We start from the raw sequence: 22,963 nt of genomic DNA, 5'->3' as shown, positions 1-22,963 counted from the left end.
ATAAGCTCTAAAGCTTTTGGAATAATATGCCGATATAATGCATTGAATGGTGCGCAGGAATTGATTTAACGGGTATTTTCGTGTAAGATATCAATGTATGAAAAAGGAGGGGGCATATGAGAATCGATGGCTTTGATGATTCTTATTTGAACAGATTATATCCGAATAGCTTTCTTTCTACTGATAATGTTCAGACGGTGCTTACTGATAAAGGCAGCACACATGATTCTGACAGCAAAACAGGAAAAGAGTCCGCTTGGGATGCAGTTGTAAAAACACCCAGGAAGAATGCAGATATTGGAAATGTGAAAGTCTCATTGGGGAATAGAGATGATTCACTTGTAGGTCTTTCCAATCTCGGAGGGATCCAGTCCAGTGTAATGCGCAAGGCAGTATCAGATATGCAGAAGGATTCAATACTGCATGAGTATCAGTATTTTGTAGGAAGCGGAGCAATAAATAATCGTTCGGAATCTGATTCTACAAGAATAGTAATGAATGATGAGGATGGACTTGTTATTCAAAGATGACAAATAATAGGGCAGAGGCTTTTTGATGGAGCTTCTGCTCTTTTTTTTGCTTTTAGTATGTACCACAGACAGCAGATTTGTGGTATAGTTTCATCTATGAAACATTTACTTTATCCGAGTGAGACCTCGGAATCAACTTATTTAATTCCGTTTGAAAAATTATATGATAAAGGTTACAGAGGCATTATCTTTGATATAGACAATACCCTGGTTCCTCATGGGGCGCCTGCGGATAACAGAGCAGTAGAGCTTTTTGACAGACTTCATGAGATTGGCTATGATACTGTTCTTTTATCGAATAATAAAGAGCCGAGAGTCAGTCCTTTTGCCAACGCTGTAGAGTCAAAGTATATTTATAAAGCGGACAAGCCTTTTCTGAAGGGCTATATCAAAGCAATGGAGCTTATGGGGACGGGACCGGATGATACACTTTTTGTTGGCGATCAGATTTTTACTGATGTCTGGGGAGCTAACAGGGCAGGAATTCACACAATTCTTGTAGATCAGATAGACAAAAAGGAAGAGATACAGATTATTTTAAAGAGAAGACTTGAGGCTGTTGTTCTGTTTTTTTATAGAAGACATGTAAATAAGGAAAGCAGAAAGAACAACTGATTTTGGTCGGAGGCTTGTATGAAAAAAGAGATTAAGGGAACAACAAGGGTCTGCGGACTCATAGGCAATCCTGTTCATCACACACTTTCACCAGCTATTCATAACACTTTGAACGATGTAACAGGTACAGATATGGTTTATGTTCCTTTTGAAGTTCGTGAGAATGATGTTGAGAGTGCGGTAAAGGGCGCTGCTGCACTGGATATTCTCGGACTTAACGTTACAGTTCCTCACAAAAGTGCCGTAATGCCATTTCTTGAGGATATAGATCCTGTTGCGGAGCGGATAGGCGCTGTTAATACGCTTGTGAGAACCAAGGATGGAACAGGTTTTAAGGGCTATAATACAGACTATCTCGGTATTCTGAGATCCCTCAAAGATGCAAAGGTGAGTCTTAAGGGAGAGTCGGTAATAATCCTCGGCGCAGGAGGCGCCGGAAGACCGGCGGCATTTCTTGCTGCAAAGGAAGACGCAAAAGAAGTGCTGATTTTAAACAGGACCTTTGAAAAGGCAGAAAAGCTCTGCAAGGAAGTAAATTCATTTGCGGGCTTTGATATAGCAACACCCATGGAACTTAAGGAGTATAAAAAGCTTCCTTCCGACAGAAAGTATATCTGTTTTCAGATGACAAAAGTGGGACTTTTTCCCGAAACAGAGAAAGCGGTTATAGAGGATCCTGATTTTTATAAAAAGTTGAAGATAGGATTTGATGCAGTATACAGACCGCTTAATACAAAGTTTTTAAAACTGTGTGCCGAGGCGGGTGCGAAGTGCATTTCAGGATTGAAAATGCTTTTGTACCAGGGAGTAGAAGCCTATGAGATGTGGAACGATATTAAGGCCGACGACTCTGCCTGTGCTATGCTGTACGGGAAGCTTTTTAGGGAACTTTTGGAGGATAGAAACATTATCCTTACAGGTTTTATGGGGAGCGGGAAAAGCTCTGTTGCCAAGGCTCTTTGTGAGCTTCTTGGCTATGAACTTGTGGATACCGATCTTGAGATTGAGAGAGAACAGAAAAAAGAGGTAAAGGATATTTTTGCTGAATCCGGAGAACAGGCTTTTCGTGATATGGAAACAGAATATCTTGAAAGGTTGTCTGAAAGTGACAGAACCGGAATTGTACTTTCGGTTGGCGGAGGACTTCCCATAAGAGAAAAAAACAGGGAACTGTTAAGAAAAACCGGTACTGTTGTTTTTTTGAAGGCAAGACCGGAAACTGTTTACGAAAGAGTAAAGGATGACGATTCCAGACCTCTGCTTAAGGCTGATAATGTTCTGGAGAAGATAAAAAGCCTTCAGGATGAGAGAAGAGATATTTACAAAGCTGCGTGTGATTTAGAAATAGATACGGACGGCAAGAGTGTTGACAGAATTTCTACTGAGATAATAGAAGCTATGCTGTGATCTTTTATCATTAAACGATACGAAGCATGATCCGAAAGCGGTAATTACAATCTGCCTACATGAATCATGTGAAAATATGTATTTACAATTGAGGGTATGATTATGAAGATACTGGTTATAAACGGACCAAACCTTAATTTTCTCGGAATAAGGGAAAAAAACATTTATGGAAATGAGGATTATAACTATCTTTTAAAGATAATAGAAGAAAAGGCTAAGGCCGATAACATCGATGTTACAGTATGGCAATCGAATCACGAGGGTGCCATTATAGACAAGCTGCAGGAAACATACAGTGACGGCACAGAGGGAATCGTGATCAATCCCGGGGCATATACCCATTACAGTTATGCGATACATGATGCCTTAAAAAGTCTGGAAAATATCCTGAAAGTTGAGGTCCATATTTCCAATATAAAGGAGCGCGAGAGCTTCAGAGCCAATTCGGTTACTGCACCTGCCTGTGACAAGCAGATATACGGACACGGACTTCAGGGTTATCTTGAGGCAATTGATTATTGTGTTCAGAACATAAAAGTAAATAAATGATTAAAAAAATTAAGTATTGAAAAAAAACAGACCTTAGTATATTATAATGTAGTTGTTTGATTTGTATATATTAGGAGGATTTTTATGATTTCTGCAAGTGATTTCAGAAACGGTATGACCATCGAAATTGATGGTAATGTATGTCAGATAATAGAATTCCAGCATGTTAAGCCCGGTAAAGGCGCAGCATTTGTAAGAACAAAGCTTAAGGATATCATCAACGGTGGTGTTAAGGAAACAACCTTCCGTCCTACTGAGAAGTTCCCTGCAGCTCGTATCGATCGTAAGGATATGCAGTATCTTTATGCTGATGGAGATCTTTTCAACTTCATGGATAATGAATCATATGAGCAGATCTCTCTTACAAAGGAGCAGGTTGGCGATGCTATGAAATATGTTAAGGAGAATGAGACCGTTCAGGTTAACTCATACAATGGCAACGTATTTGCTATTGAGCCTCCGCTTTTCGTAGAACTTGCTATTTCTGAGACAGAGCCCGGCTTCAAGGGTGATACAGCTACAGGTGCTACAAAGCCTGCTACTGTTGAGACAGGTGCTGTTGTGCAGGTTCCGCTTTTCGTTAACGAAGGCGATGTTATCAAGATTGACACCAGATCAGGAGAATACCTCTCCAGAGTTTAATTACCGTTTTTTCTGAAAATTGTATTTATAGACTTGTAAGGCAATGAAAGTATTATTATCTTTCATTGCCTTTTTTGCGTTTTTGGAAAAGGAGATTAAATTTGGAAAAAGAATTATTTTATAACGAAGTAGTGAAGAAAGTTGAAGCATATTACGGAGACAGTGCAATTGTTACAACACATGAGATTGTGAAGAATAACGGACTTGTAAAAAGAGGACTGTGTGTGAAGAACACAAAGAGCAATTGTGCGCCTACACTTTATCTTGATGATTTCTATGTGAAATATAAGGAGGGCAGGGACTTTAATGATATTTCCGAAGAAGTCATTGAAACTTTTGATAAATATATTGTAAACAGACAGGTTGATATGTCATTTTTTAAAGATTATGGTTCCATATCTGATAAGATTTGTTTTAAAATAGTAAATAAGGAAAGAAATGAAGAAAAACTGAAAAACGTTCCTCACAGATTGGTGGAAGATCTGGCGGTAATATATTTTGTAGCACTTAATGCTATGGGAATTGACGGAAGTGTTCAGATACGTAATGAATTCCTTGAATTATGGGATGCTACCGAGGAGGATCTGTTTGAGGCGGCACTTGATAATACACCGAGGATTTTTCCTGCAAATATAATTCCAATGGGCGATTTCTTAAGTGCAAAGTCCGGAGATGATATTTTCAGGGATGTTTTTTCTTCAAATAATCTGCTTATAGCGACAAATGACAAGTATTTGGGTGGTGCCTCGGTAATGCTGTATCCCGGACTTTTGAAGGAAGTAGGAGATAAGTTCGGAGCTAATTTTTACATACTTCCATCATCTGTGCATGAGCTGATCCTCCTTAGTGAGACTTTTGAAGGCAATGAAGCAGATAATCTTATAGAAATGGTAAAATGTGTAAATTCCACATGTGTTCCGTCTGAGGATGTATTGGCTGACAGTCTGTACTATTTTGACCGAAGTGGTGAAAATAATGTGAAAAAGGTTGAACAGGTCAAAGATACTATGTTATGATAGTCGGGTACGTAATAAATCTGTAACAATTTGCACCCGTAGTCTAATGGATAGAACGGAGGCCTCCGACGCCTTTAATGCAGGTTCGATTCCTGTCGGGTGCATCTTTTGTCACAGAAAGGAAATAGAATAATGAATTTTAAAGGAATGAATTTCAATAAAAAGAATAATGAACCGGAGAATCCGTTCGCGGCTCAGGATAAAAGAACTTTTTGGGAATTTATAACCGATAATAAAAAGATTGTGATGCCGATTATCCTTGTTGTTGCAGTTGCACTGACTGTGGTGATCGCACTTAATGCCAATAACAGAACAATTTCTACAGATACGCAGGACGGTCAGGTTACTGTTGATGAAAACGGAAGCTATATAGTTCCTGAGGTCGATCTTGAGAAAAATGCATATGAAGCTATAAATGACCTGATGAGTAAGTATTTTACAGCATATGCTTCAGGGGATATGGAAACTATAAAGTCCATTTATACCGGACTTGAATCAACAGAAGAACTTAGACTTAAGGAAGTATCCAAGTATATCAATCAGATTCCTACAGTTGATGTTTACACAAAACCCGGCCCTGTTGACGGAAGCTATGTTGCATATGCATACACTGAAGTGCTCTTTCAGGGCTATGACACACCTCTTCCCGGAATGCAGACTATGTATGTTTGCACTGATGAAAATGGAAATCTTTACATTAACGGGGATGTTGTGGATGACAAGATAACCGAATATATCAGCAATATTTCCCTTCAGGCAGATGTGGTTGATCTGAATAATTCGGTTGCTGCAAATTATAACGATATTATTGCAGGAAATGAGGGACTGGCTCAGTTTCTGTCTGATATGAGCGCTAGTATCCAGGTTTCGGTAGGTGAAGCACTTGCGGCTATTGAGTCCGGTGAAACTGTGGTTCCGGATGCGACTGCTGAAAATCCGGAAGCTGCAGAGGGTGAGAATGGAGAACAGCCTGCCGAGGGCGAAGTTACCGAGCAGCCCGCTGAGGGTGAAGCTACCGAGCAATCTGCAGAGGGTGAAAATGGAGAACAGCCTGCAGAAGAAGCTCAGACAGCTGTTGTTACCAAGATTAAGGCAACGGATGTTGTAAATATCAGAAGCTCAGATTCCGAAACTGCCGATAAGATTGGTAAGACAGAGATAGATCAGGTATTTACCAGAATTGCAGCTCTGGAAAATGGTTGGAGTAAGATTGAATATAATGGTGGTGAAGCATTTGTAAAGAGTGAATATTTCACCGAGGTTACTGAGGATCAGGCAGCTGCAGGCGATACTGAGAATGCTGAACAGCCTGCAACAGAAGAGACTACAGAGCAAAAGGCTGAAGAGAAGACCGAAGAGAAAAAGGAAGAGACTACAGAGAATGAGTCTAATTCAGGAAAAGTCAGTGTTTATGACACCGGTAAGATGCAGGTATCTGATGCTGTCAGACTTCGTAAGGGACAGAGCACTGATTCAGAGATTGTTGATAACATCTACAAAGGCGATTTTGTAAATGTTAAGGAGCAATATGCCAGCGGATGGGCTAAGGTCGAATATAACGGTAAGACAGGATACATTAAATCTGAGTTCCTTACAAAAGAATGAGATTTCTAATAAACGCGCAGCTGTGAAAATGCTGCGCGTTTTTAGCACTAGTACAACATGATTGAAACTAAAGAAAGAAGGAATTATATATGTTTGATAAGAGAAAAGTCGGAATAATGGGAACCGGGGAAATTGCAGGAACGATGGCAAGGACTATTCAGGGAATGCGGGGTGTGGTATGTCATGCGGTTGCTTCAAGAACGATAGAGAAGGCTGAAAATTTTGCTAAGGAATTCAAGATAAAGAATTACTATGGATCATATGAGGAACTCTGTAAGGACCCCAAGGTGGAACTGATTTATGTCGCAACTCCTCATTCTGCTCATTTTGAAAATGTTAAACTTGCTCTTGAGAACGGAAAAAATGTCCTTTGCGAGAAATCATTTACACTTAATGAAGCTCAGGCTAAGGAATTGTTTGCAATAGCTGAAAAGAATAATGTTTTTCTTACTGAAGCTATGTGGACAAGATTTCTTCCTCTTGCAGCTAAGCTAAAGGAAGTGGTTGCCGGTAACATTATCGGAGATATATCCATGGTCATGGCTGATTTAAGCTACAATATAGCATGGAAACAGAGAATACAGGATCCTTCACTCGGAGGAGGAGCACTTCTTGATCTGGGTGTTTACGGACTGAATTTTGCATCTCTTGTTCTTGGAGATGATGTTACGGATATTCAGACTCAGGCGGTTCTAAATGACAAAGGAATTGATTTACAGGACACGGTATGCCTTAAATACCGAAGCGGGCAGATGGCAGTAGTAACATGCTCAGCTACGGCATTTGGGCCCTGTAAGGGTATAATTTACGGTGCTAACGGTCATATAGAGGTTCAGGATATCAACAATTTTGCAGATATATGTGTTTATAACAATGCGGGTGAGAAGATAGCATATTATAAGCAGGAAAAGCAGATTACGGGATACGAATATGAGGTTACTGCTGCGTTTAAGGCAATAGGTGAAGGTTGGAAGGAAAGCCCTGAAATGACCCATATTCAGACGTTGAAAATATTGGATATTATGGATTTTGTAAGGAAACAGACAGGCGTTAAATTCCCGCAGGAAGAAAGCGAAAATGCAGAACCGGAGCAGGCTGAAAACGCAGAGGAATGATTTTTAATAGTTTAAAGCAATAAAGTGCTTGACGTTTTAATGTCATTGTGAAATAATACTTTTCGGACAGTGGTGTCTGCGCAATGGAGCGTAAAGACCTATGAAGCTTTACGCTCTTTTTTTGTACACTTTTTCAGAGCAGAGCCTAAGGTTTGATACGCCAGATTTTTAAATCATAGGAGGATATTAAAATGTCATACGTTGATGAAGTCTACAATTATGTTGTTGAGAAGAATCCCGCTCAGCCGGAATTCCATCAGGCTGTAAAGGAAGTACTTGATTCTCTCAGAGTTGTTATTGATGCACATGAGGATGAGTACAGAAAGGATGCACTTCTTGAGAGACTGTGCACTCCTGAGAGACAGATTCTTTTCAGAGTACCGTGGGTAGACGATAAGGGTCAGGTTCAGGTTAACAATGGTTTCCGTATTCAGTTCAATTCTGCTATCGGACCTTACAAGGGAGGACTTCGTTTCCATCCTTCAGTAAATCTTGGTATTATCAAGTTCCTTGGTTTTGAGCAGATCTTCAAGAACTCACTTACAGGTCTTCCGATCGGCGGCGGTAAGGGTGGTTCAGACTTTGATCCTAAGGGCAAGTCAGACAGAGAAATCATGGCATTCTGCCAGAGCTTCATGACAGAGCTTTTCAGACACATCGGTGCTGATACAGACGTTCCTGCAGGTGATATCGGTGTTGGCGGACGTGAGATCGGATATATGTATGGTCAGTATAAGAGAATCCGTGACACTTACGAAGGTGTTCTTACAGGAAAAGGCCTTACATATGGTGGATCACTTGCTCGTACACAGGCTACAGGTTATGGTCTTCTCTACCTTACAGAGGAGCTCTTAAAGTGCAACGGTTCTGATATTAAGGGCAAGACAGTAGTTGTTTCAGGTGCAGGTAACGTTGCTATCTATGCAATCGAGAAGGCTCAGCAGCTTGGCGCTAAGGTTGTTACATGTTCTGATTCTACAGGTTGGATTTATGATGCAGAGGGCATCGATGTAGAGCTTCTTAAGGAGGTTAAGGAAGTTAAGAGAGCACGTCTTACTGAGTATGCAGCTGCAAGAAAGTCAGCTGAGTATCACGAAGGCAGAGGCGTATGGAGCATCAAGTGTGATGTTGCACTTCCTTGCGCAACTCAGAACGAGCTTCATCTTGAGGATGCTAAGCAGCTTGTTGCTAATGGCTGTATCGCTGTATGTGAGGGTGCTAACATGCCTACAACAATCGAGGCTACAGAGTACTTACAGCAGAACAAGGTTATGTTCGTAGGTGGTAAGGCTGCAAACGCAGGTGGTGTTGCTACATCAGCTCTTGAGATGAGCCAGAACTCTGAGAGACTTAGCTGGTCATTTGAAGAAGTAGATGCTAAGCTTAAGAACATCATGGTTAACATCTATCACAACATTGACGATGCTGCTAAGAAGTATGGCCAGGAAGGCAACTACGTAGCAGGTGCTAATATCGCAGGCTTCCTTAAGGTTGCTGAAGCTATGAAGGCTCAGGGTATTGTCTGATCTGAAATATAAATAGACTGATAGAGCTTCCGAAGACAAAATGTTTTCGGAAGCTCTTTTACCTTACAGAAAACTACACTGTAATTCATATAATACAAAAAAACCACCGCAAAAGTGCGGTGGTTTAATAATATCTTTATTATGCTTTTTGTAAGCCTTGCAACATCTCAATTGCAGTCCTGCGCTCCTCTGATACCGGAGAATTAACAGGATGATCATATTTTCCGAGAAGCCTGCATCTCATTTCTTCCGGGTGATTATACAACTGGTCCATGATACGATCAAAAGCTTTTTTCCATTCCATACTCTTTCTCCTTGCTAATCTGAAGGTCCCCACCATCCAGATTCTGAATCCATCTCACGTCTTTCTCCCCCCAGATTAAGACATCAATATTTTCAGATGCAAGGTTAATATTAAAGCATAGAAGCAGGCTATTCAAGAAACAAAACCTTAAGAAAATCTTAAAATTTAATTACGTTATTTATGATAAATATTGAAATTATTTATTTTTTTCGCCTAATATAAAGCGGATAACAAAAACTGTCGCTATCATCAATATTACTGATATAGGCAGACAAATGAGCCAATTACGTACACGACCGGCAATGATGTACGAAATACAGGACACTACTGCAACAGTAAATGCGTAAGGAAGCTGCGTGGATACATGGTAGATGTGTTTACATTCAGCACCTGCACTTGCCATGATCGTAGTATCTGAAATCGGAGAGCAGTGGTCACCGCAAACTGCTCCGGCCATACATGCTGAAACCGAAATGATAAGAAGCTCATTATTAATGTTGGAGCTGAATACGTTGGCAACTATCGGGATGAGTATTCCAAATGTTCCCCAGGAAGTACCTGTTGCAAATGCAAGGAAAGCACCAATGATGAAAACAATAGCAGGAAGAAGACTCATGAATGTGTGGTTATCGGCAATCAGTTCAACAAGACCTGCAACATATGTAGCTGCTCCAAGAGAGTCAGTCATGGATTTAAGTGTCCATGCAAAGGTGAGAATAAGGATTGCGGGAACCATGCTCTTAAATCCTTCAGGAATAGCATTCATACACTCGCTAAAGGAAAGTACTCTTGTGGCCAGCATGAATATAATAGTGATAATAAGTGCAGCTACAGATCCGTAGACAAGACCTACAGATGCATCAGAACCAGCGAAAGCATCTACAAAATTTGTTCCATCAAAGAACCCACCGGTATAGATCATTCCGATAACACAGCATATTATCAAGGCTGCAATGGGAAGAACAAGATGGATAACCTTACCTTTAATGGAAACGGGAGGAGCAGGCTGATCTTCTGCACCGGTCATGCTGGCATGCTGAGATGAGTCATTGCCTTTTTTTGTTGAAAAACTGTTTAACTCTGCATTTCTCATGGGACCAAAATCAACCTTTGCAAAGGTGATTGTAAGCATCATCACAATAGTAAGTATTGCATAGAAATTATAAGGAATAGCCTTTACAAAAAGCGTAAGACCGTTTGCTCCGTCTACAAAGCCTGTAACAGCTGCTGCCCAGGAAGAAATAGGTGCTATGATACAAACAGGAGCAGCAGTTGCATCTATAAGGTATGCAAGTTTCTCTCTGGAAATTTTGTGCTTATCAGTTACGGGTCTCATTACTGAGCCTACTGTAAGGCAGTTGAAATAGTCATCAATGAAAATGAGACAGCCAAGTGCTATGGTAGCAAGCTGAGCACCGGTTTTTGTCTTAACATGTTTAATTGCCCATTTACCAAAAGCTGCAGATCCTCCTGCACGATTCATGAGCATGACCATACTGCCAAGTACAACGAGGAATATCAAAATACCAACATTCCAACTGTTGGAAAGTTGTCCTATCATGCCGTCAACAAATACATGCTGTATGGTGGCTGTAAAGCTGAAATTGGTGTATAGGAGACCTCCTACAAGAATTCCGATGAAAAGAGATGAATAGACTTCTTTGGTTATCAGTGCCAGAGCAATGGCTATGATAGCCGGGATTAGTGCCCAAAAACTATTTGTGAACATAAACTCCCCTCCTACTAATTTAGTATGTTTTTTAATATTATTTTGTTTGTTTTATTATAATATTTTCGCTATAAACCTGGCAACAATAGATTGGCGTTAAATAATTTAATCTGATAAAATTAGATTCAAAATATAACATGACCTGAATATATAATTGTAAAAATGCCCTCATAAACCTATAGTTTAAGTGGAATTATTTGAGTTAATATATATAATGTATATGTAGGGGGAGTTCTTTTTAATTTTCCAAAAACGAATTTATAACTAAACGATAGCACAGCAAAGTTCAAAGTGAGAGGATTATTTGTAAGGTGAGAGAAATGAGAGGGGTAAAATGTCTCATCGTAGCATTAGCATCTGCAAGCTTGTGTGCCTGTGGGCTTTCTACGAGTTCTGACAATAATGCATTTAGGCAGGAAGCATACTTGGATAATAATGCTGCTTTAGACAAAATAGCATCACTGGAACCGAAGTTGTCCCCGAATGTCGGTGAAGAGGTTGCGGACAGGTTGTTTTATAAGACACCTGTACTGGGGACAGAGGATAAGACGTTTGTTTCCTTGGATGGTACAGAAACTGATAAGTCTGATGACTCAAAAGAAATCGATGGCAATAGTGCAAAAAATGGTGATTTTGAGGTGGCTTCAACAAATGATAGTAATAAAGCAGAGGCTCCTGAAAATATTGAAGGAAAAGCTTCAAAAGACGAAATCACAGACGATACGGGTAGTGCTGTAGCCGAAGACTCTAAAGGAGAAATAGCAGAAGATACAAACAATGCTGTGGTCGAAACCTCTGATGGAGAAATAGGTGAAGACACAGACAGAGATATATCTGTAACCACTGACAAAGACATGGTTGAAATCACAGATACAGACGAAGTAGCAGAGCAGACTTTGAGTGATGACATAACCGAAACGACAGCAACCGATAACGGAATGCTCATTGTTTCATATGATCTTCAAATGCTGGAGAACATGAGCTATACCGAGGAGCAGATGCAGCAGATAAGTGCTTTTTATGAAGGTTCGGTATTCGCAGGAGATTCCGTCCTTTTGGGATTTAGGAATTACTCCGGAAAAAGTACTGATCCCATGCTAAAACAGCTACAATTTCTTGCAGCGGGATCGCTGTCCCTGCATAATTCCTTCTGGCCTGTAAGTGATAAAAGTGTGCACCCTTTATATCAGGGAGTACAGAGGCCTGTATGGGAATCAATTCAGCTTATGGGTGCAAGGAAAGCTTTTCTGTTCTTTGGGATAAATGATGTGAGCTCAAATATGGATGACTCTGTAGCTCTTTATCCACAGCTTGTAGATAAGATAAAAGAATTGTCTCCGGGCGTTGAAATCAATATATTAAGTGCAACCTACACACTTAAGGATAAAGGAAAAGGAAAACTAAACAACACCAATATAGCTACATTTAATTCAAGAGTCCGTGAGCTTGCCGCACAAAATGGCTGGGGATATCTGGATATAGCAAATGTACTTTCAGACGGAGAAGGTAATCTTAAAGAAGAGTTCTGTAGTGATGGTTTTTTACATGAATCTTATAAAGCCTATGACGTCTGGAAATTGGTTCTTATACGTTATGCGGCAGAACGACTGGGGATCGGTTAAAATAAAATATCTGGTGACATTAGCACTAACATAATCAGAGGGGAGGAATATTTCGGTATATCGAAATGAGATTGGAAGTATGAAAAAAAACAAGATTATATTATTTGGGGCACTAATAACAGCAATGATGCTCGGAATAGCCGGCTGTGGAAGCAGTGCGCAGAAGGGTGACGCCATACAGACATCCGGCAATGAGCAGAATGACAACGGACAAGGAACAGAACAGGCCGGACAAACTGATGCAGGTGAACAGAAGGCAGCTTTGAGTCCGGATGAAATTTATGCAAAGATAAAAGCTGCATATACTCTGCCTGATATGTATGAAGCTGATGCTGACTGGCTCATGAATTATTACGGAATAGATGCCGGAATGCTTTCGGGGTATGTCTTTGCAGAAGCAGATGAAGTCCATGCGGACAGAGTGATCATTTTAAATGTGGCAGATGAAAGTAATGTGGCAGAAGTTGAAGGGAAACTCAGTGCTGTTTTGGAGCAGCTGTCTTCTCCTGAAATGCTTGATTATCTGCCTGATCAGGCTGATATTATCACGAGTGCTTCCATTAAGAAGGATGGCAATACCCTTTATCTTGTGATTTCACCTGATGCTGAGGGAATAGAGGAAATAATTAAGAAGGGTCTTTTGGGGGAATAAACAGTAGTGGTATTCAGTAGTCTTACTTTTTTGTTCTTTTTTTTACCGGCATTTTTGATCTTATATTTTGCATTTCCCGGCAGGACGAAAAATTTCGTCCTGCTTGCTTTTAGTCTTTTGTTTTACGCATGGGGAGAGCCTATATACATTCTGCTTATGCTATTGTCATCCTTTGTGGATTATACTGACGGCATTCTTCAGGAAAAATATGGGACATCTGTTTTTAGGAAAAGAGTTTTTCTTGTGACAGCACTTTTGATAAATTTTTCTCTCCTGGGATTTTTTAAATATGCTGATTTTGTTGTGGGCATCTGGAATTACCTTACTCCGTTTGACCGTGGACTTCCGGGGATTGCTCTTCCGGTTGGAATTAGCTTTTATACTTTCCAGACTGCAAGCTATTCCATAGATGTCTATAAAGGCAGGGTAAAAGTTGAGCATAATTACCTTGACTATCTTACGTATGTCTCTATGTTCCCACAACTGATCGCGGGACCTATCGTACGCTTTAGTACAGTTCAGGACGAACTTCATAAAAGAGAAATAAAAGAAGACAAATTTATATCAGGTATGAAAAGGTTTATTCTGGGTCTTCTTCGAAAGGTATTGATAGCAAATCAGATAGGGGCTCTTTGGGATACCATTAGGGTAGCTGAAGATATTTCAATTGTAACAGCCTGGCTTGGCCTTTTGTGCTTTACCCTTCAGTTATACTATGATTTTAGCGCATATAGTGATATGGCTATAGGACTTGGGCGTATGCTTGGTTTTCATTTTCCTGAAAACTTTGTGTATCCTTTAAGTGCCACATCCATTACTGATTTTTGGCACAGATGGCATATTTCACTTTCTACCTGGTTCAAGGATTATGTATATATTCCTCTTGGCGGAAATCGCGTAGGGACTGTAAAGCATCTAAGAAACATCTTTGTTGTATGGTTCCTTACAGGATTGTGGCACGGAGCGTCATGGAATTTTGTACTATGGGGACTTTATCACGGGACTCTTCTTACTCTTGAAAAATATATTTGGGGAAAGTGGCTTTCTAAAATTCCCCAAATTTTACAGCACCTGTATGCGGTTATAATTGTAGTTTTTGGTTTTGGAATATTCACTTTTGACGATCTTTACGAAATGGGGCGCTATTTTGTAAAGCTTGTGGGAATTCCGGGTAATGCTTTTTATGGTCAGGAATTTTTGTGGTATACAGGTAATTATCTTATTGTGCTTATTGTAGCGATAGTATTCGCATTTCCTGTTTATCCACGCCTTAGAAAACAACTTTCAGGTGAAAGCATTGCCTGTCAGGCAGTAAGGGTTGCTTTCGGGGCTGTGATGACAGGCCTGTTTTTGCTTGCGGTATCGAGCCTTGTCAGAGATACCTATAATCCATTTCTGTACTTTAGATTCTGATATCGATTGATGAAAATAAGTATAAATACAGACTAAAAAACATGGCTGAGATTATTGATACAGTTCCAAATAGGAAATAAGGACGAATGAATTATTATGGGAAATAAAGAATTGAAAAGTAAGAGACAGGATGATGAAGAAAAAATAAGGCTTACTGACAGGATTCTCGTATATATTATATGCGGGATTATGTTTTTATTCATTATTGCTTTTTTTGCGTTTGAGAAAAAGGACTTTTCGGTAAATGAAAACAGAACACTGGCAAAGCTGCCGGTATTAAAATTTGAGAACGTCAAAAGCGGAAGCTTCACGGAAGGGCTTGAAAACTATGCGGCAGATCATTTTCCGCTTAGGGATACGCTTATGACGCTTATGGCTGAAGCTCAAAGATTAAGTGGTAGAAAAGAGATAAACGGTGTATATCTTGCGAAGGATGGTTCACTTATAGAAGAGTATGATACTCCGAAAAATACACAAAAACAGATCGAGCAGTTTTCAAAGCTTGCAGAGAATGTACAAAATGCAAAATGCAGACTGATGCTTGTACCGACTGCCATAGAAATAAATTACGATACTTTACCGGATCATGTTCCTGCTGATAAGAGAAATGCTCAACATAGGACAATTGAAGAAATATATACATCTATGCCGGATTCACTTTTAACAATCGATGCAGAAACGGCTTTGAAGATGGTTAATTTTGACAAAAGGCTATATTATAGGACAGATCATCATTGGACAACCTATGGCGCGTATGTGGGATATGAGGCATATTGTAAGGCTGCAGGACTTGATACCATACCGCTTTCGGATTACACACTTACGGATGTATCAACAGATTTTAAAGGAACTATTTTTTCAAAACTGAATGATGAATATTTTGGTACTGATACTATAACCTCAGCAGCACATCCTGATTGGAAAATTTCAGTTGAATATTCGGATACGGGAGAAGTAACGGATACCCCATATAATGAGGAATATCTTGCGCAGAAGGATAAGTACTCGTATTTCCTGAATAATATACATCCAATGGTGACAATAACAAATGAAGCGGTGGAAAGCGGAGGACTTGCTATTGTAAAGGACAGTTATGCAAACAGTATGGTGCCTTTCCTGATCGGCCATTACCACACAATATATATTTTTGATACGAGGTACTACAAAGGTGGTCCTTCAAAATTTATAAATGAGCATTCGGAAATCACGGATGTCCTGATTCTCTACAACATGAATACAATAGACAACGATACGGGAATTGGCGGGATTTTTTAACGGTATGGCATTTGTGAAATATTAAGTGAAAATAGTGGGAAACATTCGGAAATATGTCTAAAAAACCGGGCGAGTATGATTGATACTCGTCCGGAGTTTTTTTAAAAAATGATTATTATTCCTTTGCAGCTTCCTTAAGAGCAGCTACGATTTCGGATTCTGTGGACATGGACATTATCTTTTCTGTAAGGGCATCAGCCTCAGCCTTTGACCACTTGGAGATGATGCAGCGGGCAGTGAGAACAAGAACCGGATTAACGCTGTACTCATCAAGTCCGAAGGACATAAGTAGCGGGATCATGAGAGGATCTGCAGCAGCTTCGCCGCACATGCCTACAGGAATACCGGCTTTTTTGCCGCATTCGATAATATATCTTATTGAGCGCAGAACTGACGGCTGGAAGGAGGAATAAAGGTAAGCAACCTTGGGATTTCCTCTGTCAACACTCATGGTGTACTGAGTAAGATCGTTTGTTCCTATTGAGAAGAAATCAGCTTCCTTCGCAAGCAGATCGGCAATAAGAGAAGCGGATGCTGTCTCTATCATGCAGCCAACTTCAATATCCTTATCAAAATCAATGCCTTCTGCCAAAAGCGCATCTTTGATTTCATTAACAAGTTTTTTGACACTTCTTACTTCATCGACAGTGGTTACGAGAGGAACCATTATCTTTACCTTACCGAAAGCACTTGCTCTGACAATTGCACGAAGCTGTGTCTTGTAAATCTCTTCGTTACCAAGACAATAGCGGACAGCTCTGTAGCCAAGGAAGGGATTTTCCTCTTTCTCAAGTCCGAGATAAGGGATATCCTTGTCACCGCCAATATCCAGGGTACGGATGATCACACAGCGTTCATCCATAGTCTGAACCGCTTCTTTGTAAGCTTCGAACTGTTCATCTTCGGAAGGAAGATGAGTATTATCCATAAAAAGAAATTCGGAGCGGAAAAGACCTATGCCTTCGCCGTCACATTCCATAGCTTTTTTTGCATCCTTAGGAGTTCCGATATTGCAGAAAAGCTCAAGCTTTGTGCCGTCTGCATTGACGGTTTCTTTTCCGATAAAGGTTTTTAACTCTGACTGCTTGCGTATAAACTCTTCACGCTTAAGCATGTACTTTGAGAGAATTTCACCATCGGGATTGATGAAAACATCGCCCTCTGTTCCGTCGATTATAGCAGTATCCTTATCCTTTACTTCATCAACAATTCCGGGAACGGAGAGGACAGCGGGGATTTCCAGGGCTCTAGCAAGGATAGCAGAGTGAGAGGTCTTTCCGCCTATTTCGGTGATGATGCCGGTTACGTTTTCTTTGACTATCTGAGAAGTCATTGAAGGCGTAAGGTCTTTGCAGACAAGGACTGTACCCGGAGCAACCTTGCTGATATCAACATCCTCGATTCCGAGAAGCTTTTTAAGAACACTTACCTTAACGTCAGCAATATCGGATGCTCTTTGACGCATCATATCATCATCCATTTTGGAAAACATGCCTATGAACATATCACATACAGCAGTGAGTGCAGCCTCTGCGCACTGACCGGAATCAATCATCTTGTCCATTTCACCTGACATGGCTGGATCGGAAATCATTACAGCGTGACCCTGAAGTATTTCGGCTTCTTTGGGGCCTATACGCTTTCTTACATCCTCTGCCATAGCGTTTGTCTCTTCAACAAAATCGGAAATTGCCTTATGAAAACGATCTTTTTCAGCAGCGGAATCCGTAATCTGTCTGGCCTCAAAAGAAAGGTCCTGTTCGACGATTCTGCAGATGCTTCCGATTCCGATTCCTCTTGATGCAGCTATTCCTTTGTACATTTAAAATCCTCCGTTTATATAGAAACAGCTCCCCGGCAAAAAATGCCGGAGAGCATACTTTTAATAAATAATAATCAATCACCCATACCGGACTCGATAAATTCAGAGAGCTCAGCAAGTGCTTTCTCTTCGTCAGGACCTTCGCACTGAAGCACTATGTCAGAACCGCATTTGATGCATGCACTCATAAGGAACATAACGCTCTTGCAGTCATAACTGTTTCCGTTGAACAGGATTTTTACATCGCTGTCAAAAGGAGTTGCCTTCTGTGAAAGGAGACTTGCGGGACGCATATGCATGCCCTGTTCGTTCTTTACTGTAATATTTTTAGATACCATTTTTTATTACCTCTTCTTTCTGAGCTTAACCCTGCATCCGTTTTTTTACCGGATGCAACCCTTTATACTTTATGTGTAGGAAGGGTTGCATGCTATGGGTTAAATTTATTTGTTTCTGTATTAAATTATTCGTTTACATTCTTTTTGAGAATGCCAAGCATTATTGCACCTGCAACAGATCCAACAAGAAGTGCTACGAGATACATTGCTACGTTACCAACAACAGGGAATACGAAGATTCCGCCGTGAGGAGCCATAAGTGTGCATTTAAATGCCATTGAAAGTGCACCTGCAAGTCCTGAGCCAATCATAAGTGAAGGAATTACGTGAAGCGGATCGGCTGCTGCGAAAGGAATAGCACCTTCTGTAATGAAGCAAAGACCCATGATGAAGTTAACGGGACCTGACTTTCTTTCACCTTCTGTGAACTTGTTCTTGAAGAATATGGTAGCAAGTGCGATAGCAATAGGAGGAACCATACCACCAACCATAACTGCTGCCATGATCATGTAGCCTGTTTCATTCTGGTTAGCAAGTGCTGCAGTACCGAATACATAAGCTGCCTTATTGAGAGGACCACCCATGTCGGTTGCCATCATTGCGCCAAGAAGGATTCCGAGAACGATGATTGAACCGCTGCTCATTCCTGTAAGAACTCCTGAAATCCATGCATTAAGTGCTCCAACAAGAGGGTTGATCGCACACATTACAAGACCTATTATCATGATACCGCAAAGAGGGTAGATGAGTACGGGTTTGATTCCTTCAAGAGCTGCCGGAAGACCGTCAGTGATCTTTCTGATAGCAAGTACGATATAACCCGCTGCGAAACCTGCAACAAGAGCTCCGAGGAAAGCGGAAGGAATACCACCGCCGGGAGATGCAAATGTAGCACCTGTAGAAGCAAGAGCACCACCTACGAAACCAACTGCAAGACCGGGACGATCTGCAATACTCTGAGCTATAAAGCCTGCCAAGATAGGAAGCATGAATCCGAATGCTGTTCCGCCGATTGTCTTGAACCATGCAGCAACAGGAGTATTGGTACCAAAGTTGCTGGGATCAATTGAATAGTCGTCAAGAAGGAAAGCAATCGCAATCAGGATACCACCGCCAATAACGAATGGAAGCATGTGTGATACACCGTTCATAAGGTGTTTATATGCTTTTCTTCCGGCACTTTCGTTATCCATTGAAGAACTGCTCTTGGAAATAGCGCCTGTGTGCTGATAAACAGGAACATCTCCCGATGCGGCACGTGCCAAAAGATCACTTGAATGATGGATTGCATCGGCTGTGGAAGCCTTGATGACCTTCTTGCCATTGAAACGGCCCATTTCAACGTTTTTATCAGCTGCGATAATGATGACGTCAGCAGCTGCGATTTCAGCATCTGTAAGAACGTTCTTGGCACCGCCGGAACCATCTGTCTCAACCTTGATTGAGTGACCCTGTTCCTTAGCACACTGCTCAAGAGCTTCAGCTGCCATATATGTATGAGCAATACCTGTAGGGCAGGCTGTTACACCGAGAATCTTAAGACCTGCTTTTGCCGGAGCAGGAGCGGAGCTTTCTTTTTCTGCTGACTTCTTGTCGCGAGCATCCTCCTGTTTGTCGATGAGGTCAATGAATTCCTCGGGAGTCTTGGCTTCGATAAGTGACTTTGTGAAAGCCTGATCCATGAGCATTGTCATAAGCTTTGACAATACTTCGAGATGAGTGTCGGCTGCGCCGTCAGGAGCGGCTATCATAAACAGAAGCTTACTGGGCTGATTGTCGAGTGACTTGTAATCAACACCGGAAGGAACGGTGATGGCAACAAGACCGGCCTTCTTAACGGCTGCTGTCTTTGCGTGCGGAACGGCTATCCCCATACCTACCGCTGTAGAGCCTTTTGCTTCTCTTGCCTCAATAGCTGCTTTGAAATCAGCCTTGTTATTAAGGTTACCAACTTTGTCATGAAGTGCTACCATCAAATCAATTGCAGCACCCTGATCTGCTGCGGTCTGATTTAAGCTAACCCCTTCTTTGCTTAAAAGATCTTTGATTTTCATGTTTCTCCCTTTCTATGCATACATGCATGATACTGGGTCTTCCCCAATACATTGTGTATATATTAACGAAACAACTAAAAGCGATTACTTGAGTGTTTCGTAAATACTGTTTATAAGCTCGCCTGTTGCGAGATCATCGGAAAATGCAGTAGCACTTCCTGCTGCGGTTCCCATATTTAATGCAACCTGGTAATCACCGGTTTTCATATAGCCTGCAACGAAGCCGGCTACCATTGAGTCTCCCGCACCTACAGAGTTTTTGACTGTTCCCTTGGGAACACCTACACGGAAACGGTTACCGTCTTCGGTTATGAGCATTGCACCGTCGCCCGCCATGGAAATAAGAACATTACGTGCGCCCATTTCCTGAAGCTTTTTCGCATGTGCTTCAATTTCGTCATCAGTCTTTAGCACGATATTGAACATCTCTCCAAGCTCATGGTTATTGGGTTTTATAAGGAAAGGATGATATTTAAGGACATTCATGAGAAGATCCTTGGTTGCATCGACAACAAAGGTAATGCCTTTGTCCTTAAGTCTGTCGAGGATGATCTCATATACATCACTCGGAAGAGTACTTGGTATGCTGCCTGCAAGAATGAGCATATCACCCTCTTTAAGTGAATCAAGCTTGGTTAAAAGGCTATTGTAGGCTTCATCGCTGATACTCGGACCTTGTGCATTGATTTCGGTTTCCTGCTCAGCTTTGATTTTTACGTTGATTCTTGAAATGCCCTCATCAAGCATTATAAAATCAGCAAGGATTCCTTTTCTCTTAACATCAGCGACAATTGCTTCACCCGTAAAGCCTGCTGCAAATCCGAGAGCGGTGTTCTCGATTCCGAGATTTTTAAGTATTGTTGAAACGTTGATGCCTTTTCCACCGAAGAAGCAGTCCTCGGAAACAGAGCGGTTTGTCATACCGGGATCAAGAGGTTTATCCATGCGGACTATGTAGTCGATTGCCGGATTAAATGTAACTGTGTAAATCATGTTTACCTCCTACAATATTGATTTTATTATTGTCTGATCTTTATATTTTTTATCAGGTTCCTCATCCGTGATGATGCAGCAGCTTCTCAGCTCTGAAAAAGTAACTGAGCTTACAACTCCGAATTTTGTATGATCTGCCAGGATGTAGGACAAATAGGTGTGCTTGATTGCCTCAGCTTTTACGAGTGCCTCATCCACATCGGGGGTAGTAAAGCCTGCCTGGACGGAAACACCGTTTGTTCCCATAAAGGCCTTGGTGAAATGAAATTTACTGAGCGCTTCCACACAATCGGGACCGATTACGGCTTCGGTTACCGGTTTAATTCTTCCGCCTATGATCATGGTGGAAAGATCTCTCTCAAGGAGTCTTTTTGCATGGACTATACCGTTTGTGATATATTTTGCCTTCTTATTGGTAATGTGATCTATCAGGTGAAGTGTAGTAGTTCCTGAATCGATGTAAACGAAATCATTATCCTGAATCAGTGAAGCTGCGTATTCGGAAATGATGTCTTTTTCCTCAGTGTTGCGCTGTGATTTCTCTGCAACGGAGGGCTCTGTTGTATTGACATCTCTGGAGCTTAAGGAAGTTGCACCACCAAAAACCTTGAGTATTCTGTGATCTGCGTGAAGAGCATTTAAATCTCTTCTGATGGTCGCAGCAGAAGTATTAAGAGCTTCAACCAGCTCCTGGACAGTAACCGCATTATGTTCTTCTATATAAGAAACGATAGCTGATCGTCTTTCTTCCGTTAACATATGATTTCTCCCCAAATGTAGTGATGATGAATTCGCTGATTATACGCACGCAAGTAATGCAAATGATCACCATCTGAGAAAAGAATATCATCATAAATAATCAAAGTCAATCACAGGTAATCAAATTAAGAAAAGAATAATAAACAAAAATAATCAAAATAAATTGTAAAAAATCACTTCACTTGTATTATGATGATGAAAGAGTCAAAAAAGTATATGAAGATGAGGTGAATTATAATGGAAATAAAAGCTGTTCTATTCGATCTTGACGGAACACTAATAGATACCGAAAAGTATTACCAGATTGTCTGGCCCAAAGCGGTTGAGCATTTTGGGTTTTCGATGACAAGGGAACAGGCGCTGCAGTTAAGAAGCCTTGGAAGACCTTTTGCACCGCAAAGATTCAGGGAATGGTATGGTGATGATTTCAATTATAGCGAAGTCCGGGAATACAGAAAAAAGCTGTTTGAAGAGATTGTGGCAAAAGAAGGAATAGAATTAAAGCCCGGCACAAAAGAAATACTTACATATCTTAGGGAACGCGGGATACTTATCTCTACCGCAACAGCAACCGATGAAGAGAGAACGGAGAGGTACTTAAAGAAAGTCGGGATTTTTGATTATTTCGATAAAATCTGCTGTGCAACAATGGTAAAGGAAGGAAAACCAAAGCCGGATATTTACATTTATGCAAGCAAGCAGGTGGGAGTACCTAAGGAGAGCTGCATAGCTGTCGAGGATGCGCCAAACGGAGTAAGAGCAGCCGCCGATTCCGGAATAAAGACTATCTATATTCCTGATCAAAACGATGACGAGGAGGAAGTAAAGGGGCTCTACTATAAAAAATTCAATTCTTTGTTTGAGCTTAAGGAATTTATCTGATCGCGATTTTTAAAAAGAATGATTTTGCATACGCATACATGGCGGAGTGCTTTTGGTTTACAAGAATTACAGAGTAATTCTTATAAATAAAAATATTATAGAAAATTAAGAAATC

General features: G+C 40.8%; 21 protein-coding genes and 1 tRNA gene. 15 read left to right on the top strand and 7 right to left on the bottom strand.

Going from position 1 to position 22,963, the window contains the following annotated elements; translation table 11 throughout:
* Window positions 1-116 precede the first annotated feature (116 nt).
* The 10 genes from BV60_RS0112420 to gdhA all read left to right on the top strand — a co-directional run bounded on the left by BV60_RS0112420 (window position 117) and on the right by gdhA (window position 9,005).
* Window positions 117-530: a hypothetical protein gene (locus BV60_RS0112420; protein WP_029322229.1), complete on the top strand. Its 414-nt coding sequence runs from the start codon at window positions 117-119 to the stop codon at window positions 528-530.
* Window positions 531-626: 96 nt separating this feature from the next.
* Window positions 627-1,145, top strand: a complete 519-nt coding sequence (locus BV60_RS0112415; RefSeq protein WP_029322227.1) for a YqeG family HAD IIIA-type phosphatase — start codon at window positions 627-629, stop codon at window positions 1,143-1,145.
* An 18-nt stretch (window positions 1,146-1,163) separates the two neighbouring features.
* Window positions 1,164-2,552, top strand: coding sequence for a shikimate dehydrogenase (gene aroE / locus BV60_RS22745; RefSeq protein WP_081846671.1), 1,389 nt, complete (start codon window positions 1,164-1,166; stop codon window positions 2,550-2,552).
* A 102-nt stretch (window positions 2,553-2,654) separates the two neighbouring features.
* Window positions 2,655-3,101: a type II 3-dehydroquinate dehydratase gene (locus tag BV60_RS0112405; protein WP_029322224.1), complete on the top strand. Its 447-nt coding sequence runs from the start codon at window positions 2,655-2,657 to the stop codon at window positions 3,099-3,101.
* Between the two features lie 84 nt (window positions 3,102-3,185).
* Window positions 3,186-3,743 carry an elongation factor P gene (gene efp / locus BV60_RS0112400; protein WP_029322222.1) on the top strand — a complete coding sequence of 186 codons (558 nt, stop codon included), beginning with the start codon at window positions 3,186-3,188 and terminating at the stop codon, window positions 3,741-3,743.
* Between the two features lie 101 nt (window positions 3,744-3,844).
* Window positions 3,845-4,759, top strand: a complete 915-nt coding sequence (locus BV60_RS0112395; RefSeq protein ID WP_029322219.1) for a DUF5688 family protein — start codon at window positions 3,845-3,847, stop codon at window positions 4,757-4,759.
* 32 nt (window positions 4,760-4,791) lie between these two features.
* A tRNA-Arg gene (locus BV60_RS0112390) sits at window positions 4,792-4,863 on the top strand.
* Window positions 4,864-4,891: 28 nt separating this feature from the next.
* Window positions 4,892-6,364, top strand: coding sequence for an SH3 domain-containing protein (locus tag BV60_RS22740; RefSeq protein ID WP_029322217.1), 1,473 nt, complete (start codon window positions 4,892-4,894; stop codon window positions 6,362-6,364).
* 89 nt (window positions 6,365-6,453) lie between these two features.
* A complete protein-coding gene (locus BV60_RS0112380) occupies window positions 6,454-7,479 on the top strand; it encodes a Gfo/Idh/MocA family protein (RefSeq protein WP_051656700.1) in 1,026 nt (341 codons plus the stop codon).
* Window positions 7,480-7,670: 191 nt separating this feature from the next.
* The gene (gdhA, locus tag BV60_RS0112375; protein WP_029322214.1) at window positions 7,671-9,005 is read left to right on the top strand and encodes an NADP-specific glutamate dehydrogenase; all 1,335 of its coding nucleotides are present in this window, start codon (window positions 7,671-7,673) and stop codon (window positions 9,003-9,005) included.
* Between the two features lie 139 nt (window positions 9,006-9,144).
* Here gdhA and BV60_RS23190 read toward each other — a convergent pair whose 3' ends face one another.
* Together BV60_RS23190 and BV60_RS0112365 are read right to left on the bottom strand one after the other, a co-directional pair.
* Window positions 9,145-9,309 carry a hypothetical protein gene (locus tag BV60_RS23190; protein ID WP_156036078.1) on the bottom strand — a complete coding sequence of 55 codons (165 nt, stop codon included), beginning with the start codon at window positions 9,307-9,309 and terminating at the stop codon, window positions 9,145-9,147.
* A gap of 196 nt (window positions 9,310-9,505) precedes the next feature.
* Window positions 9,506-11,038 carry a Na+/H+ antiporter NhaC family protein gene (locus tag BV60_RS0112365; RefSeq protein WP_035777264.1) on the bottom strand — a complete coding sequence of 511 codons (1,533 nt, stop codon included), beginning with the start codon at window positions 11,036-11,038 and terminating at the stop codon, window positions 9,506-9,508.
* A 320-nt stretch (window positions 11,039-11,358) separates the two neighbouring features.
* Between BV60_RS0112365 and BV60_RS22050 the strand changes: the two genes are divergently transcribed.
* From BV60_RS22050 to BV60_RS0112345, 4 genes are all read left to right on the top strand, one after another.
* The gene (locus BV60_RS22050; RefSeq protein WP_081846670.1) at window positions 11,359-12,660 is read left to right on the top strand and encodes a GDSL-type esterase/lipase family protein; all 1,302 of its coding nucleotides are present in this window, start codon (window positions 11,359-11,361) and stop codon (window positions 12,658-12,660) included.
* 79 nt (window positions 12,661-12,739) lie between these two features.
* A complete protein-coding gene (locus BV60_RS0112355) occupies window positions 12,740-13,312 on the top strand; it encodes a DUF4358 domain-containing protein (RefSeq protein WP_029322209.1) in 573 nt (190 codons plus the stop codon).
* 117 nt (window positions 13,313-13,429) lie between these two features.
* Window positions 13,430-14,725: an MBOAT family O-acyltransferase gene (locus BV60_RS0112350; protein WP_330376280.1), complete on the top strand. Its 1,296-nt coding sequence runs from the start codon at window positions 13,430-13,432 to the stop codon at window positions 14,723-14,725.
* A 96-nt stretch (window positions 14,726-14,821) separates the two neighbouring features.
* Complete coding sequence (locus BV60_RS0112345) at window positions 14,822-16,000, top strand: DHHW family protein (RefSeq protein WP_029322205.1); 1,179 nt, start codon at window positions 14,822-14,824, stop codon at window positions 15,998-16,000.
* A 115-nt stretch (window positions 16,001-16,115) separates the two neighbouring features.
* Here the strand turns inward: BV60_RS0112345 and ptsP are convergent, their stop codons facing one another.
* The 5 genes from ptsP to BV60_RS0112320 form a co-directional block, all read right to left on the bottom strand.
* Window positions 16,116-17,822, bottom strand: a complete 1,707-nt coding sequence (gene ptsP, locus BV60_RS0112340; protein WP_029322203.1) for a phosphoenolpyruvate--protein phosphotransferase — start codon at window positions 17,820-17,822, stop codon at window positions 16,116-16,118.
* A 74-nt stretch (window positions 17,823-17,896) separates the two neighbouring features.
* A complete protein-coding gene (locus BV60_RS0112335) occupies window positions 17,897-18,160 on the bottom strand; it encodes an HPr family phosphocarrier protein (RefSeq protein WP_026511508.1) in 264 nt (87 codons plus the stop codon).
* Window positions 18,161-18,285: 125 nt separating this feature from the next.
* Window positions 18,286-20,214: a PTS fructose transporter subunit IIABC gene (locus BV60_RS0112330; protein ID WP_029322201.1), complete on the bottom strand. Its 1,929-nt coding sequence runs from the start codon at window positions 20,212-20,214 to the stop codon at window positions 18,286-18,288.
* Between the two features lie 84 nt (window positions 20,215-20,298).
* Window positions 20,299-21,207, bottom strand: coding sequence for a 1-phosphofructokinase (gene pfkB, locus BV60_RS0112325; RefSeq protein ID WP_029322199.1), 909 nt, complete (start codon window positions 21,205-21,207; stop codon window positions 20,299-20,301).
* Window positions 21,208-21,216: 9 nt separating this feature from the next.
* Window positions 21,217-21,966, bottom strand: coding sequence for a DeoR/GlpR family DNA-binding transcription regulator (locus tag BV60_RS0112320; protein ID WP_029322196.1), 750 nt, complete (start codon window positions 21,964-21,966; stop codon window positions 21,217-21,219).
* Between the two features lie 237 nt (window positions 21,967-22,203).
* Here BV60_RS0112320 and BV60_RS0112315 point away from each other — a divergent pair, with 237 nt between their 5' ends.
* Window positions 22,204-22,848, top strand: a complete 645-nt coding sequence (locus tag BV60_RS0112315; protein ID WP_029322194.1) for an HAD family hydrolase — start codon at window positions 22,204-22,206, stop codon at window positions 22,846-22,848.
* Window positions 22,849-22,963 lie beyond the last annotated feature (115 nt).

It is taken from the genome of Butyrivibrio sp. AE3004, from assembly GCF_000703165.1.
Lineage (GTDB): Bacteria > Bacillota > Clostridia > Lachnospirales > Lachnospiraceae > Butyrivibrio.
The sequence above is the reverse complement of the archived record's forward strand: the minus strand, read 5'-3'. Positions and strand labels throughout refer to the sequence as shown.

Bases quoted from the DNA above. Each gene is read 5' to 3' on its own strand.
- BV60_RS0112420 (WP_029322229.1), top strand. From the start codon at position 117: ATGAGAATCGATGGCTTTGATGATTCTTATTTGAACAGATTATATCCG.
- BV60_RS0112415 (WP_029322227.1), top strand. From the start codon at position 627: ATGAAACATTTACTTTATCCGAGTGAGACCTCGGAATCAACTTATTTA.
- aroE (WP_081846671.1), top strand. From the start codon at position 1,164: ATGAAAAAAGAGATTAAGGGAACAACAAGGGTCTGCGGACTCATAGGC.
- BV60_RS0112405 (WP_029322224.1), top strand. From the start codon at position 2,655: ATGAAGATACTGGTTATAAACGGACCAAACCTTAATTTTCTCGGAATA.
- efp (WP_029322222.1), top strand. From the start codon at position 3,186: ATGATTTCTGCAAGTGATTTCAGAAACGGTATGACCATCGAAATTGAT.
- BV60_RS22740 (WP_029322217.1), top strand. From the start codon at position 4,892: ATGAATTTTAAAGGAATGAATTTCAATAAAAAGAATAATGAACCGGAG.
- BV60_RS0112380 (WP_051656700.1), top strand. From the start codon at position 6,454: ATGTTTGATAAGAGAAAAGTCGGAATAATGGGAACCGGGGAAATTGCA.
- gdhA (WP_029322214.1), top strand. From the start codon at position 7,671: ATGTCATACGTTGATGAAGTCTACAATTATGTTGTTGAGAAGAATCCC.
- BV60_RS23190 (WP_156036078.1), bottom strand. From the start codon at position 9,309: ATGGAATGGAAAAAAGCTTTTGATCGTATCATGGACCAGTTGTATAAT.
- BV60_RS0112365 (WP_035777264.1), bottom strand. From the start codon at position 11,038: ATGTTCACAAATAGTTTTTGGGCACTAATCCCGGCTATCATAGCCATT.
- BV60_RS22050 (WP_081846670.1), top strand. From the start codon at position 11,359: ATGAGAGGGGTAAAATGTCTCATCGTAGCATTAGCATCTGCAAGCTTG.
- BV60_RS0112355 (WP_029322209.1), top strand. From the start codon at position 12,740: ATGAAAAAAAACAAGATTATATTATTTGGGGCACTAATAACAGCAATG.
- BV60_RS0112345 (WP_029322205.1), top strand. From the start codon at position 14,822: ATGGGAAATAAAGAATTGAAAAGTAAGAGACAGGATGATGAAGAAAAA.
- ptsP (WP_029322203.1), bottom strand. From the start codon at position 17,822: ATGTACAAAGGAATAGCTGCATCAAGAGGAATCGGAATCGGAAGCATC.
- BV60_RS0112335 (WP_026511508.1), bottom strand. From the start codon at position 18,160: ATGGTATCTAAAAATATTACAGTAAAGAACGAACAGGGCATGCATATG.
- BV60_RS0112330 (WP_029322201.1), bottom strand. From the start codon at position 20,214: ATGAAAATCAAAGATCTTTTAAGCAAAGAAGGGGTTAGCTTAAATCAG.
- pfkB (WP_029322199.1), bottom strand. From the start codon at position 21,207: ATGATTTACACAGTTACATTTAATCCGGCAATCGACTACATAGTCCGC.
- BV60_RS0112320 (WP_029322196.1), bottom strand. From the start codon at position 21,966: ATGTTAACGGAAGAAAGACGATCAGCTATCGTTTCTTATATAGAAGAA.
- BV60_RS0112315 (WP_029322194.1), top strand. From the start codon at position 22,204: ATGGAAATAAAAGCTGTTCTATTCGATCTTGACGGAACACTAATAGAT.